Consider the following 14,063-nt stretch of genomic DNA (forward strand, 5'->3'; position numbering starts at 1 on the left):
GCGGCCGATTGAGATTTTGCGGCTATGGCATCTCCATCAGCAGCACCTCAAGACGAGAGTGGTTCGATCGTAGACCCCCACGAGGCCGCCGAGAGCGCAGGGTTGGTTTACGTCAACGACAACGAGCCAGGAATAAGGCGACTGCGTCATGGCAAAGGCTTCCGCTATGTCGACAGGCACGGCAAACCGATGCGCGATACCGAGACCCTCGCGCGCATCCGGAAGCTCGCAATCCCGCCGGCCTATACCGATGTTTGGATTTGCGCGGGTGCCGATGGTCACATCCAGGCCACGGGTCGCGATGCCCGGGGCCGAAAGCAGTACCGATATCACGCACGCTTCCGCGAAGTGCGCGACGGCACAAAATATGAGCATATGCTCGAGTTCGCGCAGGCGCTTCCCCAAATCCGCGGCAAAGTCGACGAACATCTCAGCCTTCGCGGTTTGCCGCGCGAGAAGGTGCTCGCGACAATCGTGCGACTGCTGGAAACGACCATGATCCGCGTCGGCAACGCCGACTACGCAAAACAGAATAAGAGCTACGGGCTGACGACGCTCAAGGACCGGCATGTCGCGGTTAACGGGGCCGAACTTCGCTTCAGCTTCAAGGGCAAAAGTGGAAAACAATGGCGTCTCAGCATTCGCGACCGGCGTATCGCCAGGATCGTCAAGGCAAGCCAAGATCTTCCGGGCCAGCACCTGTTCCAATATCTGGATGAAGAGGGTGCCCAGCGCGAAGTCAGCTCGGGCGACATCAACGCCTATCTCAAGGAAATTTCCGGCGCGGAGATCACGGCAAAGGATTTCCGGACATGGAGCGGCACCGTGCTGGCCGCGATCGCGCTCTCCGAATATGAAAAGGTCGACAGCGCCGCCGCGGCCAAGCGCAACGTGCGCGAGGCGATCGAAACGGTAGCGGCGCGTCTCCGGCAATACGCCCACTGTCTGCCGCAAATGCTATATCCACCCCGAAGTTTTCGAGAGCTACCTCAGCGATGCGCTCATCCTGGAAGCGCGCGACGAAGCGGCCAAGGAACTGCGGGAAGACCTGTCGCAGCTACGCCCGGAAGAAGCCGTTGTCCTGGCGTTCCTGCACGAACGGCTGAGCGCCAAGGCAAAACAGGTCGGCTCCTAGGCGGAGCGAGGATCACCGGCTTCATGACGACCGGCGCTGAAATTCATTCGCACCAGGGACGATTATCGCCGTCGCGAGTTGTCGTCACGGGCGCAGGCTTGCGTCGATCCATCATCACCCGCCGGTTGCCTTGAGGCATCGTCACAACAGGGAGGGCATTCCATGGCCAAATCGCCTCGTACCAAGTCGGACCGCACCCAGCCTTCGGGTGGCGAAACGCACCAGACTGCCGCTGGCCTGGACACTGCTGTCCTCACCACCAACCATGGCGTGCCCATTTCGGACAACCAGAATTCGCTGAAGAGCGGGACGCGCGGGCCGACGCTGCTCGAAGATTTCGTTCTTCGCGAGAAAATCTTCCACTTCGATCATGAGCGCATCCCCGAGCGCATCGTCCACGCCCGTGGATCGGGCGCGCATGGCGTATTCGAGGCGACCGACGATATCTCGGATCTTTCCATGGCTGCCGTCTTCACCAAGGGCGAGAAGACGGAGGTGTTCGTGCGCTTCTCGACCGTCGCCGGCGGCGCCGGGTCGGTCGACACACCGCGCGACGTCCGCGGTTTCGCCGTCAAGTTCTACACCCGCGAGGGCAACTGGGATCTGGTCGGAAACAACATCCCGGTATTTTTCATACAGGATGCGCTCAAGTTTCCCGATCTCGTCCACGCCGTGAAGATGGAGGCCGATCGCGGCTACCCTCAGGCGGGCAGTGCGCACGACACCTTCTGGGACTGGGCCTCATTGATGCCCGAGACAACCCATATGCTGATGTGGGCCATGTCTGATCGCGCTCTTCCGCGCTCGTTCCGGACTATGGAAGGGTTCGGCGTCCACACCTTCAAATTGGTCAATGCCAAGGGCGAGGCGAGCTTCGTCAAGTTCCACTGGAAGCCGCGGCTCGGCCTCCAGTCGACGATCTGGGATGAAGCGCTCAAGCTCCAGGCGGCGGACAACGACTTTCAGCGCCGCGACCTTTTCGAGGCCATCGACACCGGTAATTTCCCGCAATGGGATCTTGGCATCCAGGTCTTCGATCAGGCCTTTGCCGACGCGCAGCCTTATGATGTGCTCGATGCGACCAAGCTCGTCCCCGAGGAAAATGTGCCGGTCCGCCTGATCGGCACGTTGACCCTCAATCGCAACGTCGACAATTTCTTCGCGGAGACCGAGCAGGTCGCGTTTCTGCCGTCCAATGTTCCCCCGGGCATCGATTTCTCGAACGACCCCCTCCTGCAGGGGCGGCTCTTCTCCTACCTGGACACGCAGAACTCGCGCCTCGGCACGACCAACTTCCACCAGATCCCGATCAACGCGCCGCGATGCCCCTTCGCCAACTTCCAGCGCGACGGCAAAATGCAGACGATGGTGCCCAGGGGCCGCGCCAATTACGAGCCCAACAGCCTCGCCGCGCACGGAGAGGTTGGCGGGCCGCGTGAAAGCCCCGTTACCGGCTTCGTAACGGTCGATGCCGCGACAGGAGACGATGAGAGCGGCGAGAAGCTGCGCGTGCGCTCCGAGACTTTCGCGGATCATTACAGTCAGGCCAGGCTTTTCTATCTTTCGCAAACCCAGAGCGAACAGGCGCACATCGCCTCTTCTTTTGTCTTCGAACTCTCCAAGGTCGGACTGCTCGACCAGGTGCCGCCGCGAATGGTGGCGAACCTGCGCAATGTCGACGAGGATCTCGCCCGGCGCGTGGCTGACGGGCTCGGTATCCCGCTGCCCAAAAAGGCACCGGCGGCAAAAGAGCCGGTCGACATGCCCTTGTCGGACGCACTCTCGATCCACAAGAACATGAAGGAGACACTGGAAGGCCGCGCCGTCGGCATCCTGATCGCCGACGGCACCGATGCCGCCGAACTCGACGCTGTGGTCGCAGCGATCAAGAAAGCGAAAGGCAAGGCGGTGATCGTCGCGCCCAAGGTCGGCGGCGCGAAGCTCAGCGATGGCTCGGTCCGAAAGGCAGATGGCCAGCTTGCCGGCTCGCCCAGCCAAATCTTCGACGCGGTTGCGATCGTCCTGTCACAAGAAGGCTGCGCTGCGCTCATCAAGGAAGCAGCAGCGGTGCAGTTCGCAATGGACGCGTTCGGGCATCTCAAGGCCATAGGTCACTCCGACGCTGCCAAGCCCTTGCTGGACAAAGCCGGCATCGAGCCAGACGAGGGCGTCACCGACCTTGGCAAGTCCTTCATGACTGCCGCTTCTCGCCGCTTCTATGACCGCGAACCCATGCTGCGCACGCTGGCATGATCATTCCAGGATTGCCGGTATGAGCGGGCCACCGCTCGTCGCTGCCTTACGCTCGTCCACTCGCGCCGTTCGCCGCACACATGAGCCCTGCTGAAACCAACCAGCAGCCGTCCGAGTTAAGGATCGCGACGACGGCGAGTATCGCCGACAAAGAGAGAAGAAAATCGCCCATGCTTATCCGCGCCGGCTTTGATCTGACCTACCGTGCCTATGCGCCGACGCCGATGGTGTCTTTGCTCAGCATTCGACCCGAGCGGCGTGCAGACCTCTGCACGCCGCACGTCCTGTCGAATGACCGGGCAGTGCCCATGGAAGACTATCTCGATATATTCGGAAATACCTGCACGCGGCTGAGGATGCCCGCAGGGGTGACGACGCTGTCCTGCGACTTTGTGGTCGAGGACTGCGGTGAACCCGACGCCTATGATCCTTCCGCAATCCAACAAGACGTGGCGGACCTCCCTCCCGATGTCCTGCAGTATCTGGCGAGCAGCCGGTATTGCGAGACCGATCTCCTCTCCAACGAGGCCTGGCGGCTGTTCGGTCATGTGCCGGCAGGTTGGCAGCGCGTGCAGGCGATCGTCGATTTCGTCCACGGCCACCTGACATATGGCTACCCTTTTGCGCGCGCCACGCGCACGGCGGCCGAAGCTTATAATGAAAAGGTAGGCGTTTGCCGGGACTTCGCCCATCTCGCAGTGACATTGTGCCGGGCCATGAACATTCCGGCCCGTTATTGCAGCGGCTATCTGGGTGATATAGGTATCGATCCTGTCCCCATCCCAATGGATTTCCACGCCTGGTTCGAAGCGTTCCTCGGCGGAAAATGGCATAGCTTCGACGCCCGCCACCGGGTTCCGCGCATTGGTCGCATCCTGATGGCCTGCGGGCGAGACGCTGCCGATACGGCGCTGACAACCGCTTTTGGTTCTGTCGATCTCATCGGCTTCAAGGTTCACACCGACGAAGTTGACAGCATCTATCAGTCAGCGCCATTGACCATGGCTGCCTAGTGGCTGGTTGGATTTGATCTGACGTGCGCGTTACGCGCGGACATCAGCGATCCGCCCATGAATCATATCGCCCTCCCCTGCGCTTTCGCTCTGAAAGGCGCCAAGACGCCTGCTCGACCGACCCTGAGCCATATCGTCGGCTCTGGAGCCCATGCCGACCGGAACCTTGGCGCGCTTTGCAGGTTTCGTAACGGCTGCGTGCCGACAAGCTGCGCGGCCTCACATATGACGGGGAGAATCAGATGTTCCGCTGGGCCATTATTTTCGCAGTCGTCGCACTCGTTGCGGCACTTCTTGGATTTGGCGGCGTCGCTGGTCTTTCGGCCGATCTGGCAAAGATCTTCCTCGTGGTTGCGGTCGTCGTGCTTGCTCTGGGCTTCCTGTTCGGCCGCGGTCGCCGGGTTCCCTGAAGTCCGTCTGACGGTGCCGCCAGGCGCTGAAACAGGCCTGAAAGAGGGGCGCGGTCAATGGTGATCGCGCCCCTCTTGGCTTCCTGGCCTTACGGGCGGTCCACTTCGTCGGTGTGAACCTCGAAGCGCGCGAGCGTTGCCGGGCCGAAGGATGTGGTGAGCGCGGTGTCCGTGGCGTCGCGTCCCCGCGCCATGAGAATCCGCCCGATGCGTGGCTGGTTGTGGCGGGCATCGAAGCTATGCCATTTTCCGCCCAGGAACACGTCGAACCAGGCTGAGAAGTCCATGGGGGCATCTGAGGGCGGGACGCCGATGTCGCCCAAATAGCCGGTGCAATAGCGCGCCGGAATGTTCATGCAGCGGCAGAACGTGATCGCGAGGTGAGCAAAGTCCCGGCAAACACCCTGCTGTTCCTGATAGGCATCCCAGGCGGTCCGTGTGGCCCGCGCATGGTGATAGCCAAATTCTACATGGTCGTGCACGAAGTCCACGATGGCCTGAACCAGCGGCCAGCCCTTCTCCACTTCGCCAAATTGCGACCAGGCTGTTTCAAGGAGCCTGTCGGTCTCGCAATATCGGCTGCCCAGCAGATACAGAAGAACATCATCGGGCAATTCCTCGATCGGATGCTGGTTCGCCCCGACCGCCACGTGATCGGGCGCTCCGCTGTCCTCGATCGTGAAGTCGCAACTGAGCGCGAGCCCGCCAGCTGGCACGGTGACGCGTGAGCAGACATTGCCGTAGCTGTCGAGGTAATCGTAGATGGGGACCTGCGGCGTCGTCAGAATCCGATGCGGCGTGGTCAGATCCTTGTTTCGGGACGGATGGAGGCTGAGCATCGCCATTAACGGCGTCGCGGCTTCAGTATCGAAGCGTATGTCGTAGCCGGCGCGGATCAACATGGAACGCATCCTCAAAGGGCGGGAAGGGTGTCGGCGGAGAGAGGCGGATCCCCGTCGGCATGGATATCGACCGTCACCTCCATCCCAAGAAACGAGCCTGGAAATCCGGAGAATGTCCCGGAAACCGGGATGGCCTGGTTGATGTCTCGCGCGACTGCAACGCGTATGAGACCGTGCGTGCCGACGATCGCGTTGGTCGGGTCGAATTCGACCCAGCCCGAACCCGGAATGTAAATCCGCACCCAGGCATGGGTGTTGCCGCCGCCGATGCGCCGGCGCTTGCCGGTAGGATTATAGACATAGCCTGAGACGAACCGGGCAGCAAAGCCAAGCGCGCGGGCGGCCTCGATCATGAACATCGCATAGTCACGGCAAGTGCCGGTACCGCGCTCCAGGGTCTCAAGCGGGCTTTGCGTGCCCTTCTGGTGCCGCGGCAAATAGGTGAATTCGCGTTTGATCGCCTTCGTCATCTCGGTGAGCAAGCCGAGCGTCGAAGTCGCGCCCGGCGAGGCCACAAAGCGGCGGGCCCAGGTGTCGATCCTGCGAAGCGGATCGAGATGCTGGCGCTCGATCGACCGCAACAGGTCGGGCATTTCCTCAGACGAGTAAGTGAATGGATAGCCCCGCGCATATTCCTCGATGTGCACATCCTCCAGATCGCTCGGCAGGTGCAGAAGACGGGCCCGGCTCTCGATACGAAGTTGCTCCGCGCGGCGATCGAAACTCGCAACGGCGACCGAATTGCCGAATACATCGTGGAGCCAGCGCACCTCCCTGGGCTCGGGATCGATTTTGAGCTCTGCACTGATCAGATGCTGGTCGTAGCTCTCGCGCGGCCTTACCATCAGCCGGTGCTCGCCGAAACGGGCGGGCTGGCTGTACGAGTAGGTCGTCACATGCGAGAGGTTGACGAGCGGCATCCAGGATCCACGTAATAGCGATGACAAGCGAAGAAGAGCGCGGCTTGCTAACTTCTCGGGATGCTGGGCCGGTCGATATCGTTAACCGTGATGGGCGCGGCGGGTTCCTGCTGCTAGGCGATCACGCGGGCAATGCGGTACCAGAGCAGCTGGAAGGCCTGGGCCTCTCAAAAGCCGATATGATGAGCCATATTGCGCTGGACCTCGGCGTTGCGGACATCGGCCGCCTTCTCGCGCGCGTCCTCGACGCGCCCTTTGCCGCGCAGCGTTATTCCCGGCTTGTCATCGACTGTAACCGCGCACTGTCAGACGATGAAGCGATCACCCCGATGAGCGACAGGGTCATCATCCCCCGGAACTCGTGCCTGCAGCCGGCAGAGCGGGAAGCCCGCGCCGAGGCGATCTACCGCCCCTATCACCGCGCCATCGCCGACCTGCTGGATGAGCGCAGCTTGCGCAATCGCCCGACCATCCCGGTATCGCTGCACAGCTTCACGCCCACGCTCGCCGGTGATGCGCGCCCATGGCACATCGGCGTGCTTTACGGAGGCGGCGACGAGCGTTTCGCCACCGAGGTTCTTCACGCCCTGCGCCTGGAAGACGGCCTCATCGTGGGTGACAACCGGCCCTATCAATTCGACGATACCGATTTCACGGTTCCCTATCATGCGATCGCGGCTGGTCTGCCCTATGTGGAGATCGAACTGCGACAGGATGAAATAGCAACGTCCGACCAACAGGCGCATTGGGCTACTCTTTTGGCGCAAATTCTCACTTCCGCTGCTCAAAAAATAGGCATTCAATCCACTTCTGCGCAATAGAGATCGGCTGCGGCACCGTTGCTTGCGCCGTCATGCGCTCTATTCCTTCAGGTGATCATGACACACCCGGCGCGCGGTGGACCTTTATCTTGCGCGGAATGGGAGTAAGGGCGGGTGGGGCTGATAGGGCGGTGTGCTGACCAAGGTTAGTCGGCGCCCTGTGATGACGAGACCGGGCCATAACGCGCCCGCCCATTGGCACCTGTCGCCTTGATGAGGTCGAATCGATTGCCGCGACGCAGGTCTGCGCGAAGTCATGCCGAATTATGACGTTTCGCATCGACGACATCGCGCTCTTCTGCTTGCCTGTCAGTCGTTAAAAGCCGGTCATTGATTCGCGCATGTCCGGATGCTTGTCTCTATTCTTGCAGGAGATCGCTCAACACCATTTGGCGCTTTGCCGCCGACACCACCGCACTTGCGGCCGTTGATTTTCGCCGGCACTTCCGCTGCCGCACCTCCTCGAAAATGTCCCGGAACAGCCTGCTGTGGTCTCCTTTGTCCCGGTGATGACGACAATTTCAGGCCTGGTTTGACTAACCACCCTGATTTTGGCATAGCTGTCCGGGATCAGAGGTGAATTCCGGTCGTTTTTGACGAACCCTAGCCTCCTCACCAGTTCTAAGGGGGACATGTCCATGCTGTCGGGCCAGATTCTCGATACGATGATCACCTCGTGCGAGAATGCCAAGTCCGTCCTGCGGCAAGCCGCCATCGACCCCTCCGATCGCAAGACTCTCACCATTTCCATGGGCGCCACGGTGGCTGCCGAATATCTCGGGCGGACCCCTGAGGCGCTCTCCAAGGCCGAAGCCCGCGGCCGCCTCCCCTCCCCCAAGACCGCGGCCAATGGCCGCCGCTTCTACACCGTCGAGGATCTCATCGCGATTCGCGAGAAACTCGGCATCAAGATGGGGAAATTGCCCTCCGAACGGGCCGTCGTCGTCTCGGTCCAGAATTTCAAGGGCGGTGTGAGCAAATCGACCACCGGCAAGCATCTGGCGGATTATCTTGCCCTGCGTGGCTATCGCGTCCTGGTCGTCGATTGCGATCCGCAGGCCTCGATGAGCGTGATGTTCGACGTCAATCTCGAAGCCCTCGTCGATGAGACGCATACCCTGTCGAATTTCCTGTCGCCGCGCATCGACGAGGCTGATTCGCTGCGCAAGACGATCCAGAAGACCGCATGGCCCAATATCGACATCTGTCCGGCCAATCTTGGCCTCCAGGACACCGAATGGGAGCTCACCGCCACCATCGAGGAAGGACCCACCGCTATTGCAGGGGCTTTTCGCATGTTGCGGATCGGCCTTGAGGAAGTGCGCTACGATTACGACGTGGTCATCCTCGATCCGCCTCCGGCCATGGGTTTTCTTGGCGTAAACACGCTGACAGCGGCCGATGGACTGCTCATTCCGGTGCCGGCTCGGCAACTCGACTATCTGTCGACCATCCATTTCATGCAGACCTGCCGGGAGGCGATGGATCTGGTGTCGAAGTTCGATACCTCGATCGACTATGGCTTCATCCGCGTGGTGTGCACGATGTTCCAACCCAGCCGGACCAACGAATCGCAGATGCTCCAGGTCATGGAGAAGACTTATGCCGGCCAGATGCTCTCGACGCCGATCCTGCTGTCGGAAGAGATCAAGAATGCCGGCCTTGCCATGTCGTCCATCTACGAAGTGAACAAGCCTTACGGCTCGCATCAAACCTACACGCGCTGCCGTGACAATCTCAACATGGTGTTCCGCGAAGTCGAAAAGGACATCTGCAAGCAGTGGCCCTCGCGCATGGCCCAGCTCGGCACCGACCGGCTGACGGAGGCGGCATGAGCGGCGCGGGGGGCAAACGGCGCAGTCTGCTGGCGAACGCCATCGAGAGCATCGGCACGACCCCTGCCCCGGCGGCGACCGTCGAGGCGGTGCCTGCCGGAGCTTTGGCAGAACGTCCGGCAGCGGCCGACGAAGCCCCTGCCGGACCGTCCTTTCTAGAGCGTCGCGGCGTCGCGTTCGATGAAATCGCGCGAACGGTCAAACGCCTGACGATCCGCCTGAAACCGTCGGAATGCTCGATCTGGCCGGGCAATGCCCGCGATTATGCAGCGCTCGGCTATGAGCGGTGCGCCTCCCTCATCGAATCGATCCGCGAGGAAGGAACGAATCGCGAGCCGGTCGTGGTGCGGCGTACGCCCCATGCCGAGCACCCCTATGAGCTCATCGTGGGAACGCGTCGGCATTTCTCGGTCTCGTGGCTCCACGCCAATAACCATAGCGAAATCGAACTGGTCGCCCGGATCGAGACTCTCGATGATGAGGGTGCGTTCAGGCTTGCCGATCTTGAAAATCGTGAGCGCGAGGATGTCACCGACATCGAACGCGCCCGCAATTATCAGCATGCGGTCGACGCCTATTATAGCGGCGTACGCGCCCGGATGGCGGACCGGCTCGCAATCCCGAAGCAGAACCTGCATAATCTTCTGCAGCTCGCCGAACTGCCCGAAGAGGTGGTCGGCGCGTTCGCGGAAGCGGCCGACATCAAGGTCCGCCATGGCATGCGCCTTTCGCCCCTCCTCAAGGATCCCCGTTATCGCGATGCAATCCTTGGAGAGGCGCTGAAGATCGGCGCCGAGCAGCAAGCACTGCGTGATGGCGGCTCGCCCAAGATCGAAGGCGTAAAGGTCTGTGAGCGCCTCGCAGCCGCCGCCACGACGCCGGTAAAGCCGAAGGCGGCACCGAAGACGAAGCCGGCTCTTACATCATCGAGCGGCCGGCAGATCGGGCAGGTGCTCACCGACACCCGTGCGCGCGGCATTACGCTCAACATCAACCCCAAGGGCGGCGCCACGGTCGAGGAAATATTGGAGACCCTGCGCCCCGTCATAGAGGCCGCACAGTTCACTAGAAAATGATCGCCTTGTGATATTACCGTTTATTTTCATATAGTTGCGCGGGAGTAAAACGCGTTTTACTGATTTTCAGGACGTCGAATGCCCAAGGATTCCCGAGAAGACGGCCAGGTAGATCTCTTTCTGCCGCAACTCACCGCCCTCCCCTTGCGGGATCAGCGCGAGACGATGGAGCGTCCCTTCTTCTCGCTGTCCAAGCGCAAGCGCCTGAAGCCGATCGACTATGTCAGTCCCGATCGCAAGATCACCGTCCATGTCTCGGCCAACTCCGAATATGGTCTGGCCACGATCTACGATCTCGACATTCTGATCTACTGTGCCTCGGTGCTCATCGAGCACAAGCGGCGGGGGACCAACGACATCCCCCAGACGCTGCACATCGTCCCGTATGACATGCTCAGGACGCTCAAGCGCGACATTGGCGGCCGAGCCTATGATCTGCTCGGTAACGCCCTCGATCGCCTGCAATCGACGACAGTCAAGACCAACATCCGATCCGGCGACGCCGTGGAGACAACTTTCTCCTGGATCGACAGCCATAGCCAGCTCAAGGACCGATCCGGCAATGTCCGAGGCATGCGCATAACGCTGGCCAAATGGTTCTATGACGGTGTGCTCATGGACGGTGGCGTCCTCGCCATAGACCCTGCCTACTTCTCCCTCACAGGCGGCCGTGAACGCTGGCTCTATCGTGTCGCCCGCAAACATGCGGGCGGCGCTGGTGCCGACGGCTTTGCCATATCCATGCCGACGCTCTTCGAGAAATCCGGCGCGGAAGGCGACTATCGCCGGTTCAAATTCGAGATGACCAAGATCGTCAAGGAAAATGCTCTGCCCGGCTATTCGCTGGACCTCGAGATCAGGCACGACGCCGAGCCGTTGCTGCGCATGACGCGGCGAGATCAGGAGCCTGAAGAGGCTGGCAAGCGCTGCCCCTCCCCTGCCCCACCGACGAAGAACAAGCCTCCGCAAGAGCCGGTTATCGCCTTCCCTGCGAGTGGCCATATCTCCCATAGCGCCTTCGGCGCCATCGCCCGTGCCAACCTCCCCTCCCCCCAGAGAGATCATGGCCTCGTCGGCGACGATTTCCGTGCTTTCCTGCGCCAGCGCGAAATTGCCTTCGACGCACACAATATCACGCAGATCTTCGCGACCTTTTGCGCAAAGCAGCGCCCCGCCCAGTAATCCGCCTCTGGGCGATCCCCTGTGAATCGGCTCTTGCCGCCAGACTTCAACGCGGTGTGCGATCGATCGTGTCGGAACCACTCTAAACCATAGAGTGAATTGCGTCTTTGGCCGCCGCAGCGTCGGTCAATGCCTCCCTCCCCCGCCCTGCGCGATTCGTCTCCTGTGCGGCCGTTCCTGAAAGACCGCTTCGGACGCCAAGCGACGGCTTCTGCGCGATCGAGAAACCCGCCTGCAGCTCGCTGCGCGGGACATAGCCCTCATTATCTCCGTCAAAGCGGGTCCAATGTGGCATGGTCCGCTGCCATCACGGTATTTCAGGAACGCCCCGTCTATCCTATCTTGCGAGCAATGGTCATCCGGGTTGGGCTCGGACAGGTGGAACGACGCTGCGCAGGCCTTAGGGCGAGTATCGCCGATGCCCCTGGGCCAAAGCGGCATCAGCGGCGTTCCTGAAATACCCTGTCCGCTCCCTGCCGAGAGCACCCCGCGCCGCGTTCCCAAAGTACCGAGCGGCCGGCGCCGCCTCCAAATGCGCGATCGACAGCTTCTATTCCGGACGGGTGCGGCCCAGGTCAGCGAAGGATCGGAAGCCGCTCGATATGGCGGTTCCTTTGGGTTTTTGACGCCGCACGCATATCAGAGCATCGATTGCGGACGTCGCCGTTCCCGAAATACCGAGCAAGGAGCTTCACCGTTGGTCCAACAGCACCGCCAACGACTCGGCACATAATGAAGACCAGCATCCCAGTGCGGGGAAGGGGAAGGCCCACTGCCTCCCTCGCACGCTTGCAAAAAGGCCTCAAACCCACGTAAAACCGCCAGAAATCCGGCGAGTAAAACGCATTTTACCGCCACGCCCGGCCCATTTTATCCCACGGTATTTCAGGAACAGCGCACGGTATTTCGGGAACCGAATCACGGGTCAACGGGAACGCCCTAATGGGTATTTCAGGAACGGGATGACGGGATAACGGGAACGGTCCGTACTCTCCGACTCGCATTGAATCCGCGAGTCGCAACGAGCCCGTCCACAGCCTAACTTTTTATCCTTCTCTCTAAGGAATTAACGGCGCCTCGCGGCGCTTCCTTCTTTTTGAAAATGAGAATGGGAGAAGAGGGACCAGACATGCCGCCGGTTCCAGAACAGTACATACCAGCAACCACCCCGTCGAGCTGATCCGATCGTCTATCGCCCCGTAATAGCGAATACACCCGATCTCGACAGGCTGTCGTCAGATAATGAAGGACCAGTACGCTGCCGAGCATTTCGCAAAAAGGCGCTCAGGACGCCTCATGGGGCTTCAGAAGCGCTTTTGCCGCTGTGCCCACGCTCCGCCACCAATGTAGCTCAATCGATGCTCTACGACCGTCTCTCGGCACCCAAGTGCACGCAGCCCAAGGGATGGACAGCCCAGCAGCAGTGGACACCGCGATCCGTCATGCCCTGTACTACGAAGCGCTCCTCTGCCCGATACCGGCCAACAATGCGTCGATAGCGGCCATCTCCTGGTCGAACGCGTCGAATGTTTCGCCCAGATCGCGCGTAGGGGGCAGGGGAGGGGGCTCCGATCTTGGCCTGCCGACCGGGCGCGTGATAAAGCCGAATTCGGCTGCGAGGTCGGGCGTCAGAAATTGTCGCCAGCTGCGCCGGGCCGTGATCTCGACAAGCATGTCGGCGTTGACTGCCCTTTCGAGCAATTTGCTCGCGCCGGCCACGCTCATGCCGAGCATCTTGGATATGCCCTGGGGCGAGACGAGCGGCCTGTGCTGCAGCAGCGCGAACAATCGGATCAGTGCACCGGGACGATATTCGGCAGCGACCGCGCGCAAGGCGTCCCGGCGCTGGCGTTCGAGATGATCGAGGCGCTCGAGGCTCGTGCGCGCAGCGGCGCCAAGCGATGATATGGCGGCGTGCCAATCGTCAGGGCCAGGCGTGCCCTTCAGACGGAAGGCCTTCACGCCGCCGGCAAGCGAGGGAAGGGGGGCAGCGCTCAGACCGAGATCGCGCAGCGCGAAAGGGAGACCAAGCCAGGGTAGTATCGTGCTATCGGTACGCGCGTGCAGCCGGACCCGTTCGAACGCCTGGATCAGATGCGGGTGCTGTTTCGCGTCGCGCTGATCTGCCCTGTCAGCCGGAACCCGGCCGCGCCAGTTCAATTGGTCGCGATCAGCAAGCGCCGTCGACCATTCTTCGAACCGGTCGAACATATCGAGCGTGGTCGATTGGCGCGCGCGACCGGCGATCTGCAGGCCGCAGCCCCAGGAAAATAGGTCGATTTCGTCAACTTCCGCGGACTGGAGCTGAAGGGCTCTGGCATAGCCGCTCCACGAAGCTCTCCGCTGCCAGGCGGATGCGACGGGACTGACGGATATCCGGGCATTCAGAGCAGCAATTGCGCTACTTGCCGAGGCTATCGCCGACACCATCCTCGGGCTATAGTCCACCGGGCTATGGCTCGTCAGTTTGGCTGCTTCCATCCCGGAATAGTAAACTGAGATGATCGTTCGGTAAA

At 61.2% G+C, this 14,063-nt stretch carries 11 protein-coding genes; 8 read left to right on the plus strand and 3 right to left on the minus strand.

The window, feature by feature from the left end; genetic code table 11:
• Nucleotides 1-24: 24 nt before the first annotated feature.
• From ENE74_RS14820 to ENE74_RS14835, 4 genes are all read left to right on the plus strand, one after another.
• The gene (locus tag ENE74_RS14820) at nucleotides 25-1,269 is read left to right on the plus strand and encodes a DNA topoisomerase IB (RefSeq protein ID WP_241242021.1); all 1,245 of its coding nucleotides are present in this window, start codon (nucleotides 25-27) and stop codon (nucleotides 1,267-1,269) included.
• Between the two features lie 28 nt (nucleotides 1,270-1,297).
• Nucleotides 1,298-3,388 carry a catalase gene (locus tag ENE74_RS14825; protein ID WP_127691751.1) on the plus strand — a complete coding sequence of 697 codons (2,091 nt, stop codon included), beginning with the start codon at nucleotides 1,298-1,300 and terminating at the stop codon, nucleotides 3,386-3,388.
• 170 nt (nucleotides 3,389-3,558) lie between these two features.
• Nucleotides 3,559-4,401 carry a transglutaminase-like domain-containing protein gene (locus ENE74_RS14830; protein ID WP_127691752.1) on the plus strand — a complete coding sequence of 281 codons (843 nt, stop codon included), beginning with the start codon at nucleotides 3,559-3,561 and terminating at the stop codon, nucleotides 4,399-4,401.
• Between the two features lie 242 nt (nucleotides 4,402-4,643).
• Nucleotides 4,644-4,811 (plus strand): DUF1328 family protein, encoded by a 168-nt coding sequence (locus ENE74_RS14835; RefSeq protein WP_127691712.1) that lies wholly within the window; start codon nucleotides 4,644-4,646, stop codon nucleotides 4,809-4,811.
• Nucleotides 4,812-4,900: 89 nt separating this feature from the next.
• On the opposite strand, the gene ENE74_RS14840 is transcribed toward ENE74_RS14835, so the two are convergent.
• Together ENE74_RS14840 and ENE74_RS14845 are read right to left on the minus strand one after the other, a co-directional pair.
• Complete coding sequence (locus tag ENE74_RS14840; RefSeq protein WP_127691713.1) at nucleotides 4,901-5,713, minus strand: transglutaminase-like domain-containing protein; 813 nt, start codon at nucleotides 5,711-5,713, stop codon at nucleotides 4,901-4,903.
• A gap of 11 nt (nucleotides 5,714-5,724) precedes the next feature.
• Nucleotides 5,725-6,633 carry a transglutaminase family protein gene (locus ENE74_RS14845; RefSeq protein WP_127691714.1) on the minus strand — a complete coding sequence of 303 codons (909 nt, stop codon included), beginning with the start codon at nucleotides 6,631-6,633 and terminating at the stop codon, nucleotides 5,725-5,727.
• Between the two features lie 20 nt (nucleotides 6,634-6,653).
• Here ENE74_RS14845 and ENE74_RS14850 point away from each other — a divergent pair, with 20 nt between their 5' ends.
• The 4 genes from ENE74_RS14850 (at nucleotide 6,654) to ENE74_RS14865 (ending at nucleotide 11,547) form a co-directional block, all read left to right on the plus strand.
• Nucleotides 6,654-7,454, plus strand: coding sequence for an N-formylglutamate amidohydrolase (locus tag ENE74_RS14850; RefSeq protein WP_127691715.1), 801 nt, complete (start codon nucleotides 6,654-6,656; stop codon nucleotides 7,452-7,454).
• Between the two features lie 638 nt (nucleotides 7,455-8,092).
• Nucleotides 8,093-9,289, plus strand: a complete 1,197-nt coding sequence (locus ENE74_RS14855; protein WP_127691753.1) for an AAA family ATPase — start codon at nucleotides 8,093-8,095, stop codon at nucleotides 9,287-9,289.
• Nucleotides 9,286-10,365 (plus strand): ParB/RepB/Spo0J family partition protein, encoded by a 1,080-nt coding sequence (locus tag ENE74_RS14860; protein WP_127691716.1) that lies wholly within the window; start codon nucleotides 9,286-9,288, stop codon nucleotides 10,363-10,365. Before ENE74_RS14855 ends, ENE74_RS14860 begins: the two co-directional genes overlap by 4 nt.
• A gap of 78 nt (nucleotides 10,366-10,443) precedes the next feature.
• A complete protein-coding gene (locus ENE74_RS14865) occupies nucleotides 10,444-11,547 on the plus strand; it encodes a replication initiator protein A (protein ID WP_127691717.1) in 1,104 nt (367 codons plus the stop codon).
• A 1,452-nt stretch (nucleotides 11,548-12,999) separates the two neighbouring features.
• On the opposite strand, the gene ENE74_RS14870 is transcribed toward ENE74_RS14865, so the two are convergent.
• Nucleotides 13,000-14,028 carry a hypothetical protein gene (locus tag ENE74_RS14870; protein ID WP_241242023.1) on the minus strand — a complete coding sequence of 343 codons (1,029 nt, stop codon included), beginning with the start codon at nucleotides 14,026-14,028 and terminating at the stop codon, nucleotides 13,000-13,002.
• Nucleotides 14,029-14,063: the final 35 nt, after the last annotated feature.

This window comes from Sphingobium algorifonticola (assembly GCF_004005485.1).
GTDB classification, from domain to species: Bacteria; Pseudomonadota; Alphaproteobacteria; order Sphingomonadales; family Sphingomonadaceae; genus Sphingobium; species Sphingobium algorifonticola.